The sequence below is a fragment of the Streptomyces sp. NPDC044033 genome (genome assembly GCF_056434425.1).
In genome coordinates this window covers 52,368-75,581 of record NZ_JBWKFF010000012.1, presented here as the reverse complement: position 1 = coordinate 75,581, position 23,214 = coordinate 52,368, and the positions used below count along the sequence as shown (strand labels likewise).

General features: G+C 72.3%; 20 protein-coding genes. 17 read left to right on the top strand and 3 right to left on the bottom strand.

Annotated features, from left to right (window positions below; all coding sequences use genetic code 11):
• Positions 1–28: 28 nt before the first annotated feature.
• The 6 genes from AC07AB_RS21765 to hutI all read left to right on the top strand — a co-directional run bounded on the left by AC07AB_RS21765 (position 29) and on the right by hutI (position 7,608).
• Positions 29–964 carry a dihydrodipicolinate synthase family protein gene (locus AC07AB_RS21765; RefSeq protein ID WP_478569358.1) on the top strand — a complete coding sequence of 312 codons (936 nt, stop codon included), beginning with the start codon at positions 29–31 and terminating at the stop codon, positions 962–964.
• The gene (locus AC07AB_RS21760; RefSeq protein WP_478569356.1) at positions 964–1,965 is read left to right on the top strand and encodes a proline racemase family protein; all 1,002 of its coding nucleotides are present in this window, start codon (positions 964–966) and stop codon (positions 1,963–1,965) included. Before AC07AB_RS21765 ends, AC07AB_RS21760 begins: the two co-directional genes overlap by 1 nt.
• Positions 1,966–2,196: 231 nt before the next feature.
• Positions 2,197–3,855: a urocanate hydratase gene (gene hutU, locus AC07AB_RS21755; protein ID WP_478569354.1), complete on the top strand. Its 1,659-nt coding sequence runs from the start codon at positions 2,197–2,199 to the stop codon at positions 3,853–3,855.
• Complete coding sequence (locus AC07AB_RS21750; protein WP_478569353.1) at positions 3,852–5,090, top strand: allantoate amidohydrolase; 1,239 nt, start codon at positions 3,852–3,854, stop codon at positions 5,088–5,090. The genes hutU and AC07AB_RS21750 overlap by 4 nt, the downstream gene beginning before the upstream one ends.
• Complete coding sequence (locus AC07AB_RS21745; protein WP_478569351.1) at positions 5,081–6,433, top strand: formimidoylglutamate deiminase; 1,353 nt, start codon at positions 5,081–5,083, stop codon at positions 6,431–6,433. The genes AC07AB_RS21750 and AC07AB_RS21745 overlap by 10 nt, the downstream gene beginning before the upstream one ends.
• On the top strand, positions 6,430–7,608 hold the full coding sequence (gene hutI, locus AC07AB_RS21740; protein WP_478569349.1) for an imidazolonepropionase: 1,179 nt from the start codon (positions 6,430–6,432) through the stop codon (positions 7,606–7,608). The genes AC07AB_RS21745 and hutI overlap by 4 nt, the downstream gene beginning before the upstream one ends.
• A gap of 101 nt (positions 7,609–7,709) precedes the next feature.
• Here the strand turns inward: hutI and AC07AB_RS21735 are convergent, their stop codons facing one another.
• Entirely contained in the window at positions 7,710–8,675 is a 966-nt protein-coding gene (locus tag AC07AB_RS21735) for an RNA polymerase sigma factor SigF (RefSeq protein WP_478569347.1), read from the bottom strand.
• Positions 8,676–8,914: 239 nt separating this feature from the next.
• Between AC07AB_RS21735 and AC07AB_RS21730 the strand changes: the two genes are divergently transcribed.
• The 6 genes from AC07AB_RS21730 (at position 8,915) to AC07AB_RS21705 (ending at position 15,053) form a co-directional block, all read left to right on the top strand.
• On the top strand, positions 8,915–9,283 hold the full coding sequence (locus AC07AB_RS21730) for an STAS domain-containing protein (RefSeq protein WP_478569345.1): 369 nt from the start codon (positions 8,915–8,917) through the stop codon (positions 9,281–9,283).
• Positions 9,284–9,453: 170 nt separating this feature from the next.
• A complete protein-coding gene (locus AC07AB_RS21725) occupies positions 9,454–9,945 on the top strand; it encodes an ATP-binding protein (RefSeq protein ID WP_478569343.1) in 492 nt (163 codons plus the stop codon).
• Positions 9,946–10,362: 417 nt separating this feature from the next.
• On the top strand, positions 10,363–11,130 hold the full coding sequence (locus tag AC07AB_RS21720; RefSeq protein WP_478569341.1) for an LPXTG cell wall anchor domain-containing protein: 768 nt from the start codon (positions 10,363–10,365) through the stop codon (positions 11,128–11,130).
• Between the two features lie 235 nt (positions 11,131–11,365).
• Positions 11,366–12,373 (top strand): COG1470 family protein, encoded by a 1,008-nt coding sequence (locus AC07AB_RS21715; RefSeq protein ID WP_478569339.1) that lies wholly within the window; start codon positions 11,366–11,368, stop codon positions 12,371–12,373.
• Positions 12,370–13,629, top strand: a complete 1,260-nt coding sequence (locus tag AC07AB_RS21710; protein ID WP_478569337.1) for a neocarzinostatin apoprotein domain-containing protein — start codon at positions 12,370–12,372, stop codon at positions 13,627–13,629. Before AC07AB_RS21715 ends, AC07AB_RS21710 begins: the two co-directional genes overlap by 4 nt.
• Positions 13,630–13,649: 20 nt before the next feature.
• The gene (locus tag AC07AB_RS21705; RefSeq protein WP_478569335.1) at positions 13,650–15,053 is read left to right on the top strand and encodes a hypothetical protein; all 1,404 of its coding nucleotides are present in this window, start codon (positions 13,650–13,652) and stop codon (positions 15,051–15,053) included.
• 89 nt (positions 15,054–15,142) lie between these two features.
• Here the strand turns inward: AC07AB_RS21705 and AC07AB_RS21700 are convergent, their stop codons facing one another.
• Positions 15,143–16,672 carry a peptide MFS transporter gene (locus AC07AB_RS21700; protein ID WP_478569333.1) on the bottom strand — a complete coding sequence of 510 codons (1,530 nt, stop codon included), beginning with the start codon at positions 16,670–16,672 and terminating at the stop codon, positions 15,143–15,145.
• 475 nt (positions 16,673–17,147) lie between these two features.
• Between AC07AB_RS21700 and AC07AB_RS21695 the strand changes: the two genes are divergently transcribed.
• Both AC07AB_RS21695 and AC07AB_RS21690 read left to right on the top strand, forming a co-directional pair.
• Complete coding sequence (locus AC07AB_RS21695) at positions 17,148–17,828, top strand: response regulator transcription factor (protein WP_030890910.1); 681 nt, start codon at positions 17,148–17,150, stop codon at positions 17,826–17,828.
• 147 nt (positions 17,829–17,975) lie between these two features.
• Positions 17,976–19,235, top strand: coding sequence for an ATP-binding protein (locus AC07AB_RS21690; protein WP_478569331.1), 1,260 nt, complete (start codon positions 17,976–17,978; stop codon positions 19,233–19,235).
• A gap of 24 nt (positions 19,236–19,259) precedes the next feature.
• Here AC07AB_RS21690 and AC07AB_RS21685 read toward each other — a convergent pair whose 3' ends face one another.
• The gene (locus tag AC07AB_RS21685; RefSeq protein WP_478569329.1) at positions 19,260–19,766 is read right to left on the bottom strand and encodes a GtrA family protein; all 507 of its coding nucleotides are present in this window, start codon (positions 19,764–19,766) and stop codon (positions 19,260–19,262) included.
• Positions 19,767–20,046: 280 nt separating this feature from the next.
• Between AC07AB_RS21685 and AC07AB_RS21680 the strand changes: the two genes are divergently transcribed.
• The 3 genes from AC07AB_RS21680 (at position 20,047) to AC07AB_RS21670 (ending at position 23,089) form a co-directional block, all read left to right on the top strand.
• Complete coding sequence (locus AC07AB_RS21680) at positions 20,047–21,186, top strand: 5-(carboxyamino)imidazole ribonucleotide synthase (RefSeq protein WP_478569327.1); 1,140 nt, start codon at positions 20,047–20,049, stop codon at positions 21,184–21,186.
• Complete coding sequence (gene purE / locus AC07AB_RS21675) at positions 21,183–21,767, top strand: 5-(carboxyamino)imidazole ribonucleotide mutase (RefSeq protein ID WP_478569325.1); 585 nt, start codon at positions 21,183–21,185, stop codon at positions 21,765–21,767. The genes AC07AB_RS21680 and purE overlap by 4 nt, the downstream gene beginning before the upstream one ends.
• A 131-nt stretch (positions 21,768–21,898) precedes the next feature.
• Positions 21,899–23,089, top strand: coding sequence for a dipeptidase (locus AC07AB_RS21670; protein WP_478569632.1), 1,191 nt, complete (start codon positions 21,899–21,901; stop codon positions 23,087–23,089).
• Positions 23,090–23,214: the final 125 nt, after the last annotated feature.

Here is a 23,214-nt window from a genome sequence, read left to right as displayed (position 1 = left end):
GCACCGCCAGCCACCGAAGGGAAGTGCCATGCCCAGACCCCACGCACCCACCACCCTCACCGGCCTCATCGTCGCCACCACCCTCCCGTACGCCGAAGACCCCGCCGCCCCCGCCGGGCTGCGGCCCGACCTCGACCGGTACGCCGAGCACTGCCGATGGCTCGTCGACAACGGCGTCCACGGCGTCGGCCCGAACGGCTCCCTGGGCGAGTACTCCTCCCTCACCGACGCCGAGCGCCGCGCCGTCGCCCGTACGGCCGTCGAAGCCGTCGGCGGCGACGCGCTCGTCGTCGTCGGCGTGCACGGGCCCGGCGCCCATCAGGCGCGCGCCTGGGCCGAGTCGGCAGCCGAGGACGGGGCGGACGGGGTGCTCTGCCTGCCGCCCACGCTCTATCGGGCGAACACCGCCGAGATCGTGCACCACTACACGGAGGTGGCCAAGGCGGGGCTGCCCGTCATGGTCTACAACAACCCCCTCGACACCAAGGTCGACCTCACCCCCGAGACGCTCGGCGAACTGGCGCGGATCGACGGCGTCGTCGCCGTGAAGGAGTTCTCCGGCGACATCCGCCGCATCCTGCACATCAAGGAACAGGCCCCGGGCCTGGAGCCCATAGCCGGGGCCGACGACCTCGTGCTCGAAGCCCTCCTGATGGGGGCCACGGGCTGGTTCGCCGGGTTCCCGAACGTCTTCCCCGCCGAGTCCGTCCGCCTCTGCGAACTCGCCCTCGCCGGACGCCTCGCCGAGGCGAGAGCGCTGTACGAGCCGCTGGTCGCGGCCTTCCGGTGGGACTCGCGGACCGAGTTCGTCCAGGCGATCAAGCGCGGCATGGACCTCGTCGGCCGGTACGGCGGCCCCTGCCGGCCGCCCCGCGGCCCGCTCCCGCCCGACCGGCTCGAACTGCTCGACGCCGACATGAAGCGCGCCATCGACGCCGTCGCCGCCCTGCCGGCGGCCCGCTGATGCGCGCGGCGCGCTACTTCAGCGCCGTCGACTCGCACACCGAGGGCATGCCCACCCGCGTCATCACCGGCGGCGTCGGCCCGGTCCCCGGCGCCACCATGGCCGACCGCCGCGCCTACTTCATGGAGCACCTCGACCACATCCGCCGATTACTGGTGAACGAGCCCCGCGGCCACTCCGCCATGAGCGGCGCGATCCTCCAGCCCCCGACGCGGCCCGACGCCGACTGGGGAGTGATCTACATCGAGGTGTCCGGCTGCCTGCCGATGTGCGGCCACGGGACGATCGGGGTGGCGACGGTCCTCGTCGAGACCGGCATGGTCGAGGTCACCGAGCCCACCACGACGGTCCGCCTCGACACCCCCGCGGGTCTCGTCGAGGCCCGCGTCGCCGTCCGCGACGGCCGCGCCGAACACGTCACCATCCACAGCGTGCCCTCCTTCGCCGTCGCCCTCGACGCGCGCGTCGAGGTCCCCGGCCTCGGCGAGGTCCGCTACGACCTCGCCTACGGCGGCAACTTCTACGCCATCACCCCCCTCGAAGCCCTCGGCCTGCCCTTCTCCTCGGCCCGCGGCGACGAGATCCTCGCCGCGGGGCTGGCCGTCATGGAGGCCGTCAACCAGCACGACCGGCCCGTGCACCCCACCGATCCGGCGATCTCCGGCTGCCGGCACGTCCAGTTCACCGTCCCCGGCCGGGACGGCTCCGACTCCCGCAACGCGATGGCCATCCACCCCGGCTGGTTCGACCGCTCCCCGTGCGGCACGGGCACCAGCGCCCGGATGGCCCAGCTGTACGCGCGCGGCGAACTGCCCCTGCACCAGGACTTCGTCAACGAGTCGCTCATCGGCACCCGCTTCACCGGCCGCCTCACCGGCACCGCCAGGGTCGGCGACCGTACGGCCGTACTCCCGACCGTCACCGGCCGCGCCTGGATCACCGGCATGGGCCAGTACCTGCTGGACCCGACCGACCCGTTCCCCAGCGGCTTCACCCTCTGAATTCTCTGAACTCTCCGAGCCCTCCGGCCTGCCGGCCCCTCCGCCCTCCCCGATCTCTCCCGCCTCCCCGAGGCGTCGGGCCCCACGAGACGCCGCCCGTGGAAGCGCGCTCCGTGTGAAGCGGCGTGCGCATCCATGCCCGCAACCACCCCGCGACCTGTTGACTAGCGATATTCAGTCTGGCAAAGATGTGAATAGCTCGATCCAGGCGACGTCAGGGAGGCACGGCCCATGTCAGGACCACGACCCGTACGGGCACCGCGCGGCACGGAGATCAGCGCCCTGGGGTGGCAGCAGGAAGCCGCCCTGAGGATGCTCCAGAACAACCTCGACCCGGAGGTCGCCGAGCACCCCGACCAGCTCGTGGTCTACGGCGGTACCGGCAAGGCCGCCCGCGACTGGCGCTCCTTCGACGCCATGGTGCGCACGCTCACCACCCTCAAGCAGGACGAGACGATGCTCGTCCAGTCCGGCCGCCCCGTCGGCGTCATGCAGACGCACGAATGGGCGCCGCGCGTGCTGCTGGCCAACTCCAACCTGGTGGGGGACTGGGCCAACTGGGAGGAGTTCCGGCGGCTGGAGGCCCTCGGCCTCACCATGTACGGGCAGATGACCGCCGGGTCCTGGATCTACATCGGGACGCAGGGCATCCTCCAGGGCACGTACGAGACCTTCGCGGCCGTCGCCGCCAAGAAGTTCGGCGGCACGCTCGCCGGGACGATCACCCTGACCGCCGGGCTCGGCGGCATGGGCGGCGCCCAGCCGCTCGCCGTGACCATGAACGACGGCGTCGTCATCTGCGTCGACTGCGACCCGCGCGCCATCGAGCGCCGCATCGAACACCGCTACCTCGACGTGCGGGCCGACTCCCTGGAGCACGCGCTCCAGCTCGCCACCGAGGCCCGTGACGCCCGCCGCCCGCTCTCCATCGGGCTGCTCGGCAACGCCGCCGAGCTGCTGCCGCGCATGCTCGCCGAGGGCGCGCCGATCGACATCGTCACCGACCAGACCAGCGCCCACGACCCGCTCGCCTACCTCCCGCTCGGCATCGACTTCGACGAGATGGCCGCCTACGCGGCCGAGAAGCCCGCCGACTTCACCCAGCGGGCCCGCGAGTCGATGGCCCGGCATGTCGAGGCCATGGTCGGGTTCATGGACGCGGGCGCCGAGGTCTTCGACTACGGCAACTCGATCCGCGGCGAGGCCCAACTCGCCGGGTACGAGCGCGCGTTCGCGTTCCCCGGCTTCGTACCGGCCTATATCCGCCCGCTCTTCGCCGAGGGCAGGGGGCCGTTCCGCTGGGCCGCGCTGTCCGGCGAGGCGTCCGACATCCACAAGACCGACAAGGCGATCCTCGACCTCTTCCCGGAGAACGAGTCCCTGGCCCGCTGGATCAAGCTGGCCGGGGAGCGCGTCCACTTCCAGGGCCTCCCGGCCCGTATCTGCTGGCTCGGCTACGGCGAGCGCGACAAGGCCGGCGAGCGCTTCAACGACATGGTGGCCTCCGGGGAGCTGCAAGCCCCCCTCGCGATCGGCCGCGACCACCTCGACTGCGGCTCGGTCGCCTCCCCGTACCGCGAGACCGAGGCCATGCTCGACGGGTCGGACGCCATCGCGGACTGGCCGCTGCTCAACGCGATGGTCAACGTCGCCTCGGGCGCCTCCTGGGTCTCCATCCACCACGGCGGCGGCGTCGGCATGGGCCGCTCCATCCACGCCGGCCAGGTCTCGGTCGCCGACGGCACCAAGCTGGCGGGCGAGAAGATCCGCCGGGTGCTGACCAACGACCCGGGCATGGGCGTCATCCGGCACGTGGACGCGGGGTACGAGCGCGCCGACGAGGTCGCGGCGGAGCGCGGCGTCCGCATCCCGATGCGGGAGGGCGAATGACCGCGCGAGGCGGCGCCGCCGCCGCGCCCCCCTCCTTCCACGAGATGTGGCGCGACCTCCTGCCCATCGGCCGCCACCCGGCCACCGGCGGCTACCGCCGCCACGCCTGGACCGGCGCCGACGCCGACTGCCGCGCCTGGTTCCGCGCCCAGGCCGCCTCCCGCGGCCTGACCTGCGAGACCGACCGCAACGGCAACCTGTGGGCCTGGCTCGGTGACCCGGCCGCGGGCGACGCCGTCGTCACCGGCTCGCACCTGGACTCCGTGCCCGACGGCGGCGCCTTCGACGGCCCGCTCGGCGTCGTCTCCTCCTTCGCCGCGCTCGACGAACTCCGCCGGAGGGGAGCGGAGTTCACCAAGCCCCTGGGCATCGTCAACTTCGGCGACGAGGAGGGCGCCCGGTTCGGCCTCGCCTGCGTCGGCTCCCGCCTCACCGCCGGGCAGCTCACCGCCGAGAAGGCGCACGAGCTGCGCGACGCGGACGGCGTCTCGCTGCCGCGGGCCATGGAGAGCGCCGGGTACGACCCGGAGGCGATCGGCCCCGACCCCGAGCGGCTGGAGCGGATCGGCGCGTTCGTGGAACTCCACGTCGAACAGGGCCGGGCGCTGGACCTCTCCGGCGACGCCGTCGGCATCGCCTCCGCGATCTGGCCGCACGGCCGCTGGCGGTTCGACTTCCGGGGCGAGGCCAACCACGCGGGCACCACCCGCCTCGAAGACCGCCGCGACCCGATGCTGACCTACGCCAACACCGTCCTCGCCGCCCGCAAGAAGGCCCGGATCGCCGGGGCGCTCGCCACCTTCGGCAAGGTCGCCGTCGAGCCCAACGGTGTCAACGCCATCCCCTCCCTCGTGCGCGGCTGGCTCGACTCGCGCGCCGCCGACCAGGAGACCCTGGACCGCGTCGTCGCCGAGATCGAACAGGCCGCCACCGAGCGCGGGGCGCGCGACGGCGTGGACGTCGCGGTGGTCCGGGAGTCCTTCACCCCCGTCATCGAGTTCGGCCACGCCCTCCGCGACGAGCTGGGCGCCCTCCTCGGCGGGACGGCCCCGTTCCTCGCCACCGGGGCCGGCCACGACGCGGGTATTTTGTCCGGAACGGTCCCCACCGCCATGCTGTACGTACGGAACCCCACCGGCGTCTCGCACTCACCGGCCGAATCCGCCGCCGAGGACGACTGCCTGGCCGGGGTGGCCGCACTCGCCGACGTAGTGGAGGGCCTCGCGTGCAGGTGACGTACTGGGCGGAACACGCCTGGCTGGGGACGAACGTCGAACCGGGCGTGGCCATCGAGACCGCGGACGGCCGCATCACGGCCGTACGGACCGGGGCCGGCGCCCCGCCGCCGGGCGCGGTCGCGCTGCGCGGCCTCACCCTCCCGGGCCTCGCCAACGCCCACAGTCACGCCTTCCACCGCGCCCTGCGCTCCACCGTCCAGGTGGGCTCGGGGACGTTCTGGACCTGGCGCGAGGTCATGTACCAGGTGGCCGCCCGGCTCACCCCGGACACGTACTACGCCCTCGCCCGCGCCGTCTACGCCGAGATGGCGCTCGCCGGGATCTCCTGCGTCGGCGAGTTCCACTATCTGCACCACGCGCCCGGCGGCGCGCGCTACGACGAGCCCAACGCGATGGGCGACGCGCTGATCGCCGCCGCCGCCGAGGCCGGCATCCGCATCACCCTCCTCGACACCGCCTATCTCTCCGCCGGCTTCGGCGAGCCCCCCAACCGCCACCAACTGCGCTTCAGCGACGGCACCGCCGACGCCTGGGCCGAGCGCGCCGCCGCCCTCAAGGCCCCCGGCCACGCCCGGATCGGCGCGGCCATCCACTCCGTACGGGCCGTCCCCGCGGCCGAGCTGCGGGCGGTCGCCGACTGGGCATCCGAGCGCTCGGCGCCGCTGCACGTCCACCTCTCCGAGCAGACCGCCGAGAACGACGCCTGCGTCCGGGCCCACGGCGTCACCCCCACCCGGCTCCTCGCGGACCACGGCGCGCTCGGCCCCCGTACCACCGCCGTGCACGCCACGCACCTGAACGACGAGGACATCGCCCTCCTCGGCGACAGCCGCACCGGCACCTGCATGTGCCCCACCACCGAACGCGACCTCGCCGACGGCATCGGCCCCGCCGCCCGGCTCCAGCGGGCGGGCTCCCCCCTGTCGCTGGGCAGCGACAGCCACGCCGTGATCGACCTCTTCGAAGAGGCCCGCGCCATGGAGCTCGACGAACGGCTGCGCACCCGCGCCCGGGGGCACTGGACGGCGGGCGCGCTGCTGCGCGCCGCCACCGCGGACGGGCACGCGGCCCTCGGCTGGCACGACGCGGGCGAGATCGCCGCCGGATTGCTCGCGGACCTGACGACCGTCGCGCTGGACACCGTGCGCACGGCGGGCCCGCTGCCCCGACTCGGCGCGGAGACCGCGGTGTTCGCCGCGACCGGCGCCGACGTCCGCCATACGGTCGTCGGCGGACGGCACGTCGTGCGGGACGGGGAGCACACCCTGGTCCCGGACGTACCCGAGGCCCTCGCCACGGCCATCGCGGCGCTGCGCCCACCCCACGGAGAGGAACCATGACAACCCCCGCGTCCACCCTCATCACCGGCATCGGCAGCCTGGTCACCAACGACCCCGCCCTCGGCCGGGGGCCGCTCGGGCTGATCGAGGAGGCCGCCGTCGTCATCGAAGACGGCCGCTTCGCCTGGGTCGGTCCCGCGGCCGACGCCCCCGCCGCCGACCGGGTCCACGACGCGGGCGGCCGGGCCGCGATCCCCGGCTTCGTGGACTCCCACTCCCACCTGGTCTTCGCCGGCGACCGGACGGCCGAGTTCAACGCCCGTATGTCCGGCCGGAGTTACAGCGCCGGAGGCATCCGCACCACCGTCGCCGCCACCCGCGCCGCCACCGACACGGAGCTGGAGGCGGGGCTCGTGCACTATCTGCGCGAGGCCCTGCTCCAGGGCACCACGACCATCGAGACCAAGTCCGGCTACGGCCTCAACACCGAGGACGAGGCCCGCTCGCTGCGCATCGCCGCCGCCCACACCGACGAGGTCACCTTCCTCGGCGCGCACATCGTCTCGCCGGACTACGCCGACGACCCGGCCGGGTACGTGGACCTCGTCACCGGGCCGATGCTCGACGCCTGCGCCCCGCACGCCCGCTGGATCGACGTCTTCTGCGAGAACGGCGCCTTCGACGCCGACCAGTCGCGGGCGATCCTCACCGCGGGCCGGGACCGGGGGCTGGGCGTGCGCGTCCACGCCAACCAGCTCTCCCACGGGCCGGGCGTGCAGCTCGCCGTCGAACTCGGCGCGGCCTCCGCCGACCACTGCACCCACCTCGACGCGGCGGACCTCGACGCGCTCGCCGGCGGCGACACCGTGGCGACGCTGCTGCCCGGCGCGGAGTTCTCCACCCGCGCGCAGTGGCCGGACGCCCGCCGCCTCCTGGACGCGGGCGCCACCGTGGCGCTGTCCACGGACTGCAATCCGGGCTCCTCCTTCACCAGCTCCATGCCCTTCTGCATCGCACTGGCCGTACGCGACATGGGCATGAGCCCCGACGAGGCCCTCTGGTCGGCCACCGCGGGCGGCGCCCGCGCCCTGCGCCGTACGGACGTCGGCCGCGTCGCCCCGGGGGCGGCGGCCGACCTCGCCCTCCTCGACGCCCCGAGCCACGTCCACCTCGCCTACCGGCCGGGAGTCCCGCTGGTCTCCGCGGTGTGGCAGCGGGGAAAGCGGGCAGGGTAACGGACGAGAGTATGGGCGAGGCCCCGGCTCGACAGCGGCGGAAGCCGCTGGAGCCGGGGCCTCGAAGCCCGGTGGGGCGCTCGGTGGGGAGAGCGCCGCTCCTATTCGTCGATCATCAGGCCCTTGCGGAGCTTGACGAGCGTGCGGGAGAGCAGCCGGGAGACGTGCATCTGGGAGATGTTCAGCTCTTCGCCGATCTCGGACTGCGTCATGTTGGCGACGAACCGCAGCGAGAGGATCTTCCGGTCCCGCGGGTGGAGTTCGGCGATGAGCGGCTTCAGCGACTCGACGTACTCGATGCCTTCGAGGCCGTGGTCCTCGTAGCCGATACGGTCCGCGAGCGCGCCCTCGGTGTCGTCCTCCTCCGGCTGGGCGTCCAGCGAGCTCGCGGTGTACGCGTTGCTCGCGGACATGCCCTCCACGACCTCCTCGTTGGTGAGGGAGAGCCGCTCGGCCAGCTCGCCCACGGTGGGCGCGCGGTCGAGCTTCTGGGCCAGTTCGTCGCCGGCCTTGGCCAGGTCGAGCCGGAGCTCCTGAAGCCGCCTCGGCACCCGCACCGACCAACTGGTGTCGCGGAAGAAGCGCTTGATCTCGCCGACGATCGTCGGCATCGCGAAGGTGGGGAACTCGACGCCGCGGCTGAGCTCGAAGCGGTCGATGGCCTTGATCAGGCCGATGGTGCCGACCTGGACGATGTCTTCCATCGGCTCGCTGCGGGAGCGGAACCGGGAGGCGGCGAACTTCACGAGCGCCAGGTTCAGCTCGACCAGGGTGTTGCGTACGTACGCGTGCTCGTGGGTACCCTCCTCAAGCGACTCAAGGCGTTCGAAGAGCGTCTTGGACAGGGCCCGCGCGTCCACTGGGCCGACCTTGTCGTAGGGCGGGATCTCGGGGAGCTCGTCGAGCGGTACATCGCCGAGAGCGGCGTCGGCCGCGTCATCGATGTCCGTGGTCTCGGCGGCGCCGGCGGCCGGGGCGGCCTGCTCGGTGTGGGGCTCGGGCGGGGGTGTCGACGAGGCGGTCTCCCGAGGAGCATCGGTGCGCAGTTCGTCGAGCCGGGGTGACATGGTGTCCTCCATCATTCTCGGCATATGGCTGCCGAAGCCATGACCAGTTGCTGCGGTGTGCGGCGCCTCCAAAGCCGGCCGTGTTTGTCGTTCGTACTAGCCCTACCGGTCTTTACCTACCCATGGCAAGTGCGAGTTGTCCGTATTCGCCCTGAAATGACGGATCTTCGGCTACCGGACACCGTACTGAAGGCGTAGGCTTCCTCAAGCGCCAGGCAAGCAACCGAGAAGGGGTGCGCATGGACCGCGGGATGGTCGGCAGTGCAAGCAGGGGCCGGCTGCATGTCGGGGTCCGTCGCCATGGGGTGAGCGCGATCGTGACCCCGGCGGGTGAGCTGGATCACCACACGGCCGAGTTGCTGCGTGAACCGCTGGAGAGCTGCGTCGACGAGGGGTGCTCGCGCCTCGTGGTCGACTGCTCGCAGCTGGAGTTCTGCGATTCCACCGGACTCAACGTGCTCCTCGGCGCCCGGCTCAAGGCCGAGGCCGCGGGCGGCGGGGTCCATCTGGCCGGGATGCTGCCCGTGGTCGCCAGGGTCTTCGAGATCACCGGCGCCGAGGTGGTCTTCACCGTTCATGACACGCTCGACGCCGCGCTCGCGGACTGAGCGTCACCACTCCTGTCTCTCTGTGCAAACTGGGCGTTACCCGTGTCACACGACCCGTATCGAAGAAGTGGGTGTTCTCACCGAGCGGACGGGCAGGAGAGACCTGAATCTGTTGAATGTGCCAGGTATCCGTCAGTCCTGTAATCGGTGATCGGTGAGGTGAAGCGCTGATGAGCACCACCCGGCCGTCCCCGCTGGGCGACCGTGGTCCGGAGCCGGGCGGTACCGCTTCGGCCGAGGCCCCGTCCCCGGCCGGGCAGGTCCGCCGACTCCACCTCATAGGGGCCAGCGGCGCGGTGCCGCGCGCCCGCGACTTCACGCGCGAGGCGCTCCACGACTGGGGCTGGCTGCCCGCCGCCGGCGCCGATCAGCGAGCGGCCGCCGAAGACGTCCTGCTGGTCGTCTCCGAGCTGGTCACCAACGCCTGTCTGCACGCGGAGGGCCCCGAAGAGGTCCGGGTCGCGTGCAGCGGCAAGGTGTTGCGCCTGGAGGTCGTCGACCCCGGCGCCGGTACGCCCGCACCCCGCACCCCGCACCGGGCCGGACGGCCCGGCGGGCACGGCATGTTTATCGTGCAGCGGCTCTGTCTCGACTGGGGGGTCGTGCGCAACACGGAAGGCGCCGGGAAGACGGTCTGGGCGGAGCTCGCGGCTCCGTCCTGAGCGATGCCACGCGGCCGGGCCCCGTCTCCGCTCCGCCCGCGCGTCCGAGCGCTGTCACGCGTACGAGCCCCCGCTTTCCCGTCTTACGCGCCTGAGCCCTGTTCCGCCCGCGTCCCGGGCCCTACTCCGCGTCCCGAGCCCCGTTCGCGCCCGATGCCCGTTCCGTGTCGTGGGCCCGTTCCGCGCTCGACGCCCGTTCCGCGCCCGGCGATCCCTTCCGCGCCCGCCCGCGCGTCGCCTCTCCCGTACGTCCTCTCCCACGCGTCCTCGCACACGCCGCGATCCGGCGTGTTCTTTGTCTTCCCTCTCCATGGTCCCCGGCGTACTGTCGGCGCCCGATCTGATGTGCCGTCAGTAACATCTGCCGGCGGCGCATGGCGGGTGTTTGAGGAGTATTTGACGAGAGGGGAACCCGACGTGTCCCACACGAAACGCCACGCGGTCGGCCGGAGCGGCGCGCTCGCGGTCGCGGCGGCGCTGGCCGGCGGGACAGTCCTGCTGGCCGCCCCCGCGGCGCACGCCGACACGGTCGACGTCGACTACCAGTGCAAGACACCGATCGGAAACAAGGGCGCGGTGTCGCCCATCGACATCAAGAGCGTGGCGAGCGGAGGCTCGTACAAGCTCACCATGTCCTTCCAGAAGGGCGTCTCCTCCAGCCCCATCGAGCTCGGCAAGGGCGCGATGAAGCCAAGTGCGCTCATCAAGCTCGGCGGCGCGGAGAGCGGCACCGTGGCGGTCACGGGCCCCGCCAACGACGCGGCGATACCCGCCAACACCGCCATCAAGATCAGCGACCTGTCGGGTACGTACACGCCCAAGAAGAGCGGCAAGGTCACCTTCACCGCGTCCACCCTCACCATCAAGGCGATGGGCACGACCACCACGTGCACGCCGAACAACAACCCCAAGCCGTCGCTCAGCCTCGACGTCAAGGGCTCGGGCGGGTCCACGGGCGGCTCGGGGAGTACGGGCGGTACGGGCGGCAGCACCGGCGGGTCGGGCGGTACGGGCGGTACGGGCTCCAGCGGCTCGGGCGGCTCCGCCTCGACCGGCGGCGGCCAGCTCCCGCAGACCGGGCCCTCCGACAACGCGATCGCCTTCGGCACGCTCGGCGGCACCGTGCTGCTCGCCGGAGCGGCGGGCACGCTGTGGCTGACGCGCCGCCAGAAGGCCGTCCGCTAGAACACCGGCGCGTCGGCACACCGCGCCGCCGGAACACTCCGAACAACGGTCACCCGCACCGTCCGGCACCGGGGCGACACCCCGGTCAGCAGCCCCGGTCGGCGGCCCTGGTCAGCAGCCCTGGTCAGAACTGCCGGTCAGGGGAAGGGCGGTGCGGGAAGAGGGGCGGGGAACCCGCTCCGCGCAACTGTCCCGCTCCGCGCGCCATCGCGTACGAGCCGCAGGGAGCCCGCACATGCCGTCCCGTACTCGCAGCGCCGTCACCGCGGCCGTCACCGCCGTGGCGCTGCTGGGCGCGCCCACGGCGGCGAGGGCCGCCGCTCCCGACGCGTGGTCCGCCGCACCCGCGCCCGGCGGCGGCACCGGAGCGGGCGCGGCCGGGCGGCCGTACTTCTATCTGGAGGGCACGCCCGGCTCCGTACTCACCGACAAGATCTCCGTCACCAACCCCGGCGCCGCGCCGCGCACGGTGCGGCTGCGCGGCGCGACCGCCGACGGCACCGACGGCGGCGGCACCGACGGCGGCGGCGGTGGCGGTGGTGGCGGGGGTAAGGCGGGTGAGGCCGGGGGCGGCCATGATGCCGGGGCGTGGCTCTCCCTCGCCTCGAAGACCGTCGAGGTCCCGCCCCATACGCGCGCCGACGTGCCGTTCACCGTGACCGTTCCGGCCGACGCCGTGCCCGGTGACCACCCCGGCGCGATCGTCGTGAGCGGCGGCGGACGGCAGGCCGGGGTGCGGCTGGCGCTGCGCGTCAGCGGGCCGACGCTCGCCGCGCTGTCCGTCGAGGACGTGCGCGTCACCGGCCGGGGCGAGAGCGCGCGCATCCGCTACGCGCTCGTCAACCGGGGCAACGTCACCCTCACGCCGCGCCTCGCGGTCAGCGCCGACGGCCTGTTCGGCCAGGTCCTGCGCCGCCCCGCCCGCTCCCTCCCCATCGAGCTGCGGCCGGGGCAGCGGGCGCGGCTGTCGGAGAAGTGGGCGGACGCGCCCTCGTTCGACTCGGTGCGCGTCAAGCTCACCGCGACCGCGGGCGGCGGCGCGCACGCCACGGCCGACGCCGCGTACCGACCCCTGCCCTGGGGCTGGGCGGCCGTGCCGGCCACCGGTCTCTGCCTGGCGGCAGCGGTCTGGTTCGTACGCCGCAGACGCGGACGGGCACCGCCGGAGGCCGGGGGACCGGCCGGTGAAGAGACGGGGGAGCCAGCGGAATTGGCCGGTACGGGGTCAGGAGTCAGAACGTGATCGGCAGTACGCAGCGACAGGCGACGGGGCAGCGGCCCCCAGCCCCCCACCCTTCGGCGTCCCGTGCGCGGACGGTCGTACGGCGCTTCGCGCTCCCGCGCGCGGGCCGCGCCGGGCCGCGGGGCCGGCCCGGCGCCCTGGCCGTCCTGCTGGCGGCGCTCGCCCTCGCCCTGTCGCCGGCGGCGCCCGCCGCCGGCGCCTCGGCCGCCGCCGACGGGCCCGCCATCACCGTCAGCAAGCGGGAGGCCGGTGCGGGCGGCAGTATCACCGTCAGCGGCACGGGCTGGCGGCCGCACACGCTGCTGACGCTGCTCATCTGCGGGCAGAAGATGATCGGCGGCACCAACGCCTGCGCCAACGCGGACGGCCGCGCCGTCACCACCGGCGCCGACGGCGCGTTCAACGAGAAGCTGGCGGTCAGCGAGCCGCCCAAACCCTGCCCGTGCGTGGTGCACGCGGCGACCGTGACCGGCGAACCGGCCGCCGCGGACGCCGACTTCAGCGTCGCGGGCCACCCGGTCGCACCACTGCCCGCCCAGACGGGAGGCGAGCGGCTGAGCGTGCTCGGCGCGCGGCTCAAGGGCTCCGGCGGGGTGCTGACCTGGTTCGGCGCGCCCCCGCAGCGCCAACTGGTGGTCACCGTCGCCAACCTGGGCTCGACGCCCGCCCGGGACCCCGTCTTCCAGGTCGGCACCTCGCACGGCGTGCTCGCCCCCTCCTGGGAGGAGCAGCAGTGGCGCGGCGCGATACCGCCGGGGAAGAAGGCGCGGGTCGAACTCCCGGTGGAGCTGTCGGCGGGCGCGTACGGCGACTATCTCGTCTCGCTCAAGTACGGCGGCAAGGTGCTGGTCGAGCAGCCGTGGGCGGTGGGGCGGCCGTGGGGCGTCACGCTCTTCTGGATCCTGCTGTGCGTGGTGATCCCGGCGGCGGTCTTCCGGATCGGCATGGTGATCGTGGACCGGCTGCGGCCGAGGCCCCCCACGGTCGGTACGCGCTCCGCCCGGAACCGTCTCGCGCGCGTCCCGCGCCCCGCCCGCACCGCCGCTCTCCCGCGCCGCCGGGCCGCCGGGCGCAAGGAACCTCGGCGCGAGGAATCCCGGCGCAAGGATCCTCGGCGCAAGGACCGGGACCGGCAGGACGAGACCGGCTCGCTGCCCTGGTTCACCCCGGACACGCTGCCCGGCGCCCCGCCCCAGACTTCCGCACCGAGTGACGAACATCCGACGACGCAGACGCAAACGAAGGGGACTACGTGAGAACGCATCGGAGAGCAGGCGTGGCGGGTGTCGCGCTGCTGCTCGGCGGCGCGGGCGTGGGCTTGAGTCCGGGTACCGCGCACGCCGCCGAAGTGTCGTACAAGACCGAGTGCTTACCGCCGCCGATCTCCGGCCTGCCGCCGATCCAGGGCACCACCAAGGTGGATATCCAGGCCCCGGCCACGGCGAAGGTCGGCGACGAGGTCGAGGTGGTCTGGAAGACGGTGGAGGCCGCCTCCAAGAACCCGAACATCCTCGATCTGGGCAAGGACACGGTCAAGCCCACCGGCAAGCTCACGCTCGGCGGCGCGCAGAGCGGCGAGGCCGCGATGGAGGGGCCCCGGCAGAACCCGCCGATCCCCAAGAACAGCCCGATGCTGCTGCCCGACATGAAGGCCAAGGTGAAGCTGACGAAGGCCGGTGACGTCACGCTGACGCCCGGCGCGTACAGCATCAACGTCAACAAGCCGATCTCCACCGACACCAAGTGCTCGGCGAAGGAGGCGGTCAAGCCCGGGGCCACCATCAAGGTGACCGACGGCAGCGGCAGCACGAGCGGCGGTACGACCGGCGGTACGAGCACCAGTGGCGGTACGAGCGGCGGTACGAGCACGAGCGGTGGCACGGGCGGCAGCGCCGGTACGAGCGGCGGATCGTCGTCCTCCGGCGGCTCTTCCGGCGGCTCTTCCGGCGGCTCCTCCGGTGGCTCCAGCGCCGGTTCCAGTGGCGGCTCCAGCGGCGGCGACACCGGCAGCGGCTCGTTCACCGGCAAGGAAGTCAGCGTCGACTACCAGTGCAAGACGCCCATCGGCGACAAGAACGCCACCTCGCCGGTGCAGATCAACGCGACCAAGAACGGCGGGAGTTACGACCTGACGGTCAAGTTCGGCAAGTCCGTCATGGACAGCCCGGCCGACATCCCCGCGGGCTCCGTCAAGCCCTCGATGGCCGTCAAGGTCGGCGGCGCGGACAAGGGGACCGTGAAGACCGAGGGCGCGCCGAACAAGGACCCGATCAAGACCGGCCAGCCCATCGCGATCCCCGACCTCAAGGGCGCGTACAAGCCCGGCGCGAGCGGAAAGGCGACGCTGACCCCGGGCGTCCTGACCGTCAACGCGCTGGGCACCACCACGACCTGCACCCCGGCGAAGGACCCGGGTGTGTCCCTCCAGCTGGACACCGCGGCGCAGCAGGGCGGCGTCTCCGGCGGCAGCGGCGGCAGCGGCGGTACGGGCGGCCACCCGGCCTCCGCGGGCGGCACGAGCGCCGGCGCCGCCAGCGGCTCGGCCTCCTCCGGAGGTCTCGCCGCGACCGGCGCGGGCGACCACGGCAGCCTCCGGGCCCTCGGCCTGATCGCGGGGTGCGCCGTGCTCCTCGGCGCCGCGATCTTCACCTTCACCCCCTGGCGGCGGCTGCGGCGCTGAGGCCGCTGACTGACCGGTGGGTACGCGACAGGGCCCCGGACGCGGTAGTGAACCGCGGCCGGGGCCCTGTCAGCAGCTGCCCGGGGACGTCAGCGGACGTCGCCCAGGAGAGCGATGATCTTCTTGCGGTTGGTGTAGATCCCGGCTCCGGCGAGGACCGCCAGCGCCGCCTCGACCGCGATGACCGCCACTCCGTTGAGGTCCGCGCCCGCGGTGACGGCGAGGGTGACCACGCAGTCGCCGGCGGTGACCGCGAGGAACCAGACGCCCAGCATCTGGCTGGCGTACTTCTGCGGTGCCAGCTTGGTGGTCACCGAGAGGCCGACGGGCGAGAGGCACATCTCACCCATGGTCTGCACCATGTAGACGGTGAGCAGCCACATCGGGCTGGCCTTCGAGCCGTCCTCGGTCATCAGCATCGGGACGATGAAGATGACGTACGACGCGCCGATCAGGAGCATGGCCGTCGCGAACTTGACCGTGGTGGTCGGTTCCTTGCCGCGGCGGTTCAGCGCCATCCACATCCAGGCGAAGATCGGCGCGAGCACCATCACCCACGCCGAGTTCACCGACTGGAACCACGAGGACGGGAAGCCCAGTCCGAGGACCGAGGACGCGGTGTTCTTGTCGGCGAAGACGTTCAGCGTCGAGCCGGCCTGGTCGAAGATCATGAAGAACACGGCCGCGGCGACGAAGAACCAGATGTAACCGCTCATCTTGGTCTGCTCGGTCTCGGTGAGCTCCTTGTCGCGCTTGATGCGCAACAGCACCGCGATCGGCGTGAACAGGCCGATCAGCGCGATCGGGATCAGCGCCCAGTTGATCGTGAAGAGCCCGGCGGAGACGACCACGATGTAGAAGACGGCCGCGATGGCCACCCAGAGCAGCCCCTTGCAGAGCCAGGAGTTGCGCTCCTCGCGCTGGAGCGGCGTCGGGACCTGGCTGCTGACCGGGGACAGGTGGCGGGAGCCGATCAGGAACTGGACCAGGCCCAGCGCCATGCCGAACGCGGCGACCGCGAAGCCCAGGTGCCAGTTGACGGTCTGGCCGACGGTGCCGACGGCCAGCGGGGCGGCCACGCCACCGACGTTGATGCCGATGTAGAAGAGGCTGAAGCCACTGTCCCGGCGCGGGTCCTGCGGGCCGTCGTACAGCTGGCCGACCATCGTCGAGATGTTGGCCTTCAGCAGGCCGGAGCCGATCGCGACCAGCGCCATGCCGAGGAAGAACGTCGGCGCGCCGGGGATGGCGAGCATCAGGTGGCCGCAGACGATGACACCGGCCGCGATCGCGACGGTCTTGCGGGGGCCCCAGATCCGGTCGCCGATCCAGCCGCCGGGCATGGCCAGCAGGTAGACCGTGGCCATGTAGACGGAGTAGATGGCGGAAGCCGTGGCGAGCGACATCGCCAGTCCGCCGCCCTGACCGCCGGTCTTGGCATCCGGTCCACCGGAGATCAGGTAAAGGACGAGCAGTGCCCTCATGCCATAGAAGCTGAAGCGCTCCCACATCTCGGTCATGAAGAGAGTGGCCAGGCCGCGGGGGTGGCCGAAGAAGGTCTTGCCGCCGGAATCAGGGGTTCCCTGTTCGGCGGTGCCCTTCGTCAGGCTGGACGCCATGGTCGATCCTTGTGTGGTCGGGACGCACGTAGGAGCTCTCGCACGCCCGGGTGGGGGTGGGCCGGTACCGGCACCGCACCGCCCACATCCCACGTCCGGGGGACCGACACCCCGGGAACGAAGTATCGGATGGGACAGCCGTACACCGGCATCCATGTCCGCCGCGCGCGGGCGCGCGGTCTGGACGATGGCCGACAGGTCATTCACTGTGAATACGGGACTGGGGGTGCCAGCCCCGCCCACAACAGAGACCCACGGCGCACGTTAAGTGCCGAAGGTCCCCCCGTGATGCTGCAGACGTCCCGTCACCATACGTCACACCCCGCCCGGATAAGGAAGGAGTTGAGACATGGATCACAGGAGATTCGGGAACTACCCGCCTATATTCGAAGGTTAAAGGCCAGTTGGGTGAGTGAACTCGCAGGGAGGGGTGCGGGCACCTCTGACCTGCGCCCCGGCGGACTACCATCACCCCATGACCCGAGTACTGCTCGCCGAGGATGACGCGTCCATCTCGGAGCCGCTCGCACGCGCCCTGCGCCGCGAGGGGTACGAGGTCGAGGTGCGCGAGGACGGTCCCACGGCGCTCGACGCCGGCCTCCAGGGAGGCGTGGACCTGCTCGTACTCGATCTCGGTCTCCCAGGAATGGACGGGCTGGAGGTCTGCCGCCGATTGCGCACGGAAGGCCATGGCTTCCCCGTACTGGTGCTCACCGCCCGCGCCGACGAGGTGGACACCGTGGTCGGCCTGGACGCCGGCGCCGACGACTATGTCACCAAGCCCTTCCGGCTCGCCGAACTGCTCGCCCGGGTGCGGGCCCTGCTGCGCCGCGGCGCGGTCGAGTCCGCCCAGCAGCCGCCGGCCACCCACGGAGTGCGGATCGACGTCGAATCGCACCGCGCCTGGATGGCCGACGAGGAACTCCAGCTCACCGCCAAGGAATTCGATCTGCTGCGGGTCCTGGTCCGCGACGCCGGCCGGGTCGTCACCCGCGACCAGCTGATGCGGGAGGTCTGGGACACCACCTGGTGGTCGTCGACCAAGACGCTCGACATGCATATCTCCTGGCTCCGCAAGAAGCTCGGCGACGACGCCGCCAACCCGCGCTACATCGCCACGGTGCGCGGCGTCGGGTTCCGCTTCGAGAAGAGCTAGCAGGGACCCAGGGCCCGCCGGGCGGGGGCCGGCGGCCGTGCGGTCCGCGGTCGGCGACGCGGGGCGAGTGCGCCACGGCGCGGCGCGCCCCGCGCGGGCGCCCCGCCCGGGGGCCGAGACTCGTACCACCCCGCCCCGGAGGGCACAGTGCGCCGCCGTCTGATCAACTCCACGCTCGCCGTGGTGCTCGTCGTGATCGCCGTCTTCGGCATCTCGCTCGTCATCGTCGAGACCCGCACGATCGAGAGCAGCGCGCAGGAGAGCGTGCAGTCCGAGGCCGTACGGCTGGTCAGCATCGTCGACAGCCGGCTGATGGGCGGCGAGCGGGTGGCCTCCGGGGTGCTGCGCGAGCAGATCACCCCGAACCGGTACGCCAAGATCGAGATCCCCGGCCGCTCCGTCATCGAACTGGGCAAGCACCCCGCGGGCGAGGCCATCACCGCCACCCAGAAGGGCGAGCGGGGCGAGACCATCACGGTCGCGGAGTCCCGCGACACGGTCAGCCAGGAGATCGGCCGCACCCTGACGGTCATCCTCGGCGTGGCGCTGCTCGCCGTCATCGCCGCCGTCTTCCTGGCCGTACGGCAGGCGAACCGGCTCGCGACCCCGCTGACCGACCTCGCCGAGACCGCCGAACGGCTCGGCTCCGGCGACCCCCGGCCGCGCCACCGCCGCTACGGCGTCGCCGAGCTGGACCGGGTCGCCGATGTCCTCGACGCCAGCGCCGAGCGCATCGCCCGGATGCTCACCGCCGAGCGCCGGCTCGCCGCGGACGCCTCGCACCAGCTCCGTACGCCCCTGACCGCGCTCTCCATGCGGCTGGAGGAGATCACGCTCACCGATGACCCCGACACGGTCAAGGAGGAGGCGACGATCGCCCTCACCCAGGTGGAGCGGCTCACCGACGTCGTGCAGCGGCTGCTGACCAATTCCCGCGACCCGCAGTCCGGTTCGGCCGTCACCTTCGACCTGGACGAGGTCGTCAAGCAGCAGATCGAGGAGTGGCGGCCCGCCTCCCGCAGCGAGGGCCGCGCCATCGTCCGCTCCGGCAAGCAGGGGCTGCGGGCGGTCGGCACGCCCGGCGCGGTCTCGCAGGTGCTCGCCACCCTCATCGAGAACTCGCTCATGCACGGCGACGGCACCGTGGCGCTGCGCACCCGGGTCACCGGGAACCAGGCCGTGGTGGAGGTCTCCGACGAGGGCCGGGGGGTGCCGCCGGACCTCGGGTCGCGGGTGTTCGAGCGTACGGTCAGCGGCCGGAACTCGACGGGGCTCGGACTCGCCGTCGCCCGGGACCTCGCCGAGGCGGACGGCGGACGGCTGGAGCTGCTCCAGGGATATCCGCCGGTCTTCGCGCTCTTCCTGAGCCGGGACGCGGACCAGGCGCGGGAGCCGAGGGAGCCGTGAGGCGGGGGCCCCGGGCCCCGGGCGTCACTTGTTGATGACTCTGACGTGGCTCCGCGGGTCGGTCAGGAACGATTCCGCGGTCTCCACGGCTTCGCGGGCGGGCAGCGCCTTGAACACCCAGCTCCGGTAGGACCAGAAGCGGAAGAGGGTGGCGATGCCGATGCCGACGAACTTGAAGACGTTGCTCTGCAACGGGGTGTCCCAGTGGAAGGCGTACGTCGCCGTGTAGAGCGTGCCGTTCTCGATCACCAGGCCGATGGCGCTGAACAGCAGGAAGAGCGTGAGCTCCTTCGTGCGCCCCTGCTTGTCCCGGTCGCGGTAGGTGAAGTAGCGGAACCCCACGTAGTTGAAGATGATCGAGACGGCCGTCGCCACGACGCTGGCGCGCACGACGGGCAGCTCGCTGGTGTGCCGGACGAGGTTGAAGACCGCGAGATTGACGAGGACGCCCGCGCCTCCGACCGCCCCGAACTTGGCGATCTCGCGGATCAGCCGATCCGCCCGAGAACGGAGTGCGCTCGGTTCACCCATAGTGATCTTCAAGCTCCAGAGTCCGGCGGATGTCGGTGTCAGTCAGCGTAGGTCCAGCTTCTTCATGCTAACCAGCGACCCGGGGGCGTGCTCCCGTGGCTGGGCAATGGGGTGGCCGCCGGGGCGCTCGGGCTGGTCACAGCGGTGCGGATGACATGGCAACCGGCGCCGTCGACCAAACACGTCGGGTACGCGTCAAACTGCGTCGATCATAGGGGTGCTTGGAGGAACGTCCAAGGTGGGGGGAGGGGCATCCGGCCGGGCGGATACCCTGGACCGCGTGACGTTTCCGGTAGTCGGCATGGTCGGCGGCGGGCAGCTCGCCCGCATGACCCACGAGGCGGGCATCCCCCTCGGCATCAAATTCAAGCTGCTCAGCGATACCCCGCAGGAGTCCGCGGCCCAGGTCGTCGGCGAGGTCGTCATCGGCGACCACCGCGATCTGGCGACTCTTCGTGCCTTCGCACAGGGCTGTGACGTGATCACCTTCGATCACGAGCACGTTCCCACCGAGCACCTGCGCGCCCTGGAGGCCGACGGCGTACCCGTACGCCCGGGCCCCGACGCGCTGGTGCACGCCCAGGACAAGGGCGTGATGCGGGCGAGGCTCACGGAGATCGGGGCGCCCTGCCCCCGGCACCGGATCGTGGCGGACCCCGCCGACGTGGCGCGCTTCGCCGCGGAGGGCGACGGCTTCCCGGTCGTGCTCAAGACGGTGCGCGGCGGCTACGACGGCAAGGGCGTCTGGATCGTCCGCGGCGAGCGGGAGGCCGCCGAGCCGTTCCGGGCCGGTGTGCCGGTGCTCGCCGAGGAGAAGGTCGGCTTCACCCGCGAGCTGGCCGCCAACGTCGTACGGTCCCCGCACGGCCAGGCCGTCGCCTACCCGGTGGTCGAGTCGATCCAGGTCGACGGCGTCTGCGACACGGTGATCGCGCCTGCGCCGGACCTGTCCGGGGAGCTGTCCGCCCAGGCGCAGGAGCTGGCCCTGAAGATCGCCGATGAACTGGGCGTCGTCGGGCACCTGGCCGTCGAGCTGTTCGAGACGCCGGACGGGCGCATCCTCGTCAACGAACTGGCGATGCGCCCGCACAACTCCGGCCACTGGACCCAGGATGGCGCGATCACCTCGCAGTTCGCCAACCACGTACGGGCCGTGCTGGACCTGCCGCTCGGCGACCCCCGGCCGCGCGCCCCGTGGACCGTGATGGCCAATGTCCTCGGCGGCGACTACCCGGACATGTACGCCGCCTATCTGCATTGCATGGCGCGCGACCCGGGCCTCAAGATCCATATGTATGGAAAGGACGTGAAGCCCGGCCGCAAGGTCGGGCACGTCAACACCTACGGTGACGACCTGGCGGACGTGCGGGAGCGCGCGAGCCACGCCGCCGGATACCTGCGAGGAACGATCACCGAATGAGCGCGCGCACGTCACCCGGCACCACGCCCGCGACGAGCGCCGACGCGGGCCCCGCCCCGCTGGTCGGCATCGTCATGGGCTCGGACTCCGACTGGCCCGTCATGGAGGCCGCGGCCCAGGCCCTCGACGAGTTCGAGATCCCGTACGAGGTCGACGTCGTCTCCGCCCACCGGATGCCGCGCGAGATGATCGGCTACGGCGAGCACGCCGCGGGCCGCGGCCTCAAGGCGGTCATCGCGGGCGCCGGGGGAGCGGCCCACCTGCCCGGGATGCTGGCCTCCGTGACACCGCTGCCGGTGATCGGCGTGCCCGTACCGCTGAAGTACCTCGACGGCATGGACTCCCTGCTGTCCATCGTGCAGATGCCGGCCGGGGTCCCGGTCGCCACCGTCTCGGTGGGGGGCGCCCGCAACGCGGGCCTGCTCGCCGTCCGCATGCTCGCCGCGCACGACAGCGAACTGCAGGCCCGGGTGCGCCACTTCCAGGACGAGCTGAACGAGCAGGCCACGGAGAAGGGCAAGCGACTGCGGGCCAAGGTGGAGAGCGGCCGGTCGGGCGGCTTCGGCTTCGGCGGCAAGTGACGATGAGGGAGGAGTCAGAGGTGTCCGAGACGACTGAGACGGCAGGAACTGTCGGGGCTGCTGGAACTTCCGGAACTTCCGGAACTTCCGGAACTTCAGGGACTTCGGGGACGGCCGAGGCGGCCGATTTCCTGGACCGGGCCCGCGAACTGCTCGCCGACCACCCCGTGGTCGACGGCCACAACGACCTCCCCTGGGCGCTGCGCGAACAGGTCCGCTACGACCTCGACCGGCTCGACATCGCCGCCGACCAGCGCGGCCGCCTGCACACCGACCTGGCGCGGCTGCGGTCCGGCGGCGTCGGCGCGCAGTTCTGGTCCGTGTACGTACGCAGCGACATGCCCGGCGGCCACGCGGTCGGCGCGACCCTCGAACAGATCGACTGCGTACGGCAGCTGGCCGACCGCTACCCCGGCGACCTGCGGCTCGCGTTCACCGCGGACGACATGGAGGAGGCGCGGGCCCAGGGCCGTATCGCCTCCCTCATGGGCGCCGAGGGCGGCCACAGCATCGACGAGTCCCTCGCCACCCTGCGCGCGCTCTACGCGCTCGGCGTGCGCTATATGACCCTCACCCACAACGACAACGTCGCGTGGGCGGACTCGGCGACGGACGAGCCGCGCGCGGGCGGCCTCACCCGTTTCGGCGAAGAGGTCGTCCGCGAGATGAACCGGGTCGGGATGCTGGTCGACCTCTCGCACGTCTCGGCCGACACGATGCGCGACGCGCTGCGCGTCAGCGAGGCCCCGGTGCTCTTCTCGCACTCCTCCGCGCGCGCCGTGTGCGACCACCCGCGCAACATCCCGGACGACGTGCTGGAGTCCCTCGCGGCCAACGGGGGCACGGCGATGGCGACGTTCGTGCCCAAGTTCATCCTCCCGGAGGCGGTCGTCTGGACCCGGTCCGCGGACGAGAACATGCGCGCCCACGGCCTCCACCACCTCGACACCACCGCCGAGGGCATGCGGGTCCAGCGCGCGTACGAGGCCGCCCACCCCCGGCCCATGGCCACCGCGGCGACGGTCGCCGACCACCTCGACCACATGCGCGAGACGGCGGGCATCGACCACATCGGCATCGGCGGCGACTTCGACGGCACGGCCTTCACCCCGGCCGGCCTCGAAGACGTCTCCGGCTACCCCAACCTGATCGCGGAACTGCTGCGCCGCCACTGGTCCGCCGCCGACCTGGCCAAGCTGACCTGGCAGAACGCGGTACGGACGCTCCGCGCGGCCGAGGACGTGGCGCGCGGGATCCAGGACGGGCGCGGGCCGTCGAACGCGACGATCGAGCAGCTCGACGGGGCGGCGGCGCAGGACTGACGGTTGGAGAGGGGGGGGGGGGGGGGGGGGGGGGGGGGGCCCACCCAAGGGAGGGCGGGCATCCCACCCAGCAAGGACCCCGAGCCGGTGGGAGCAAAACGCACAAAATGACGCCACTGCGCCAC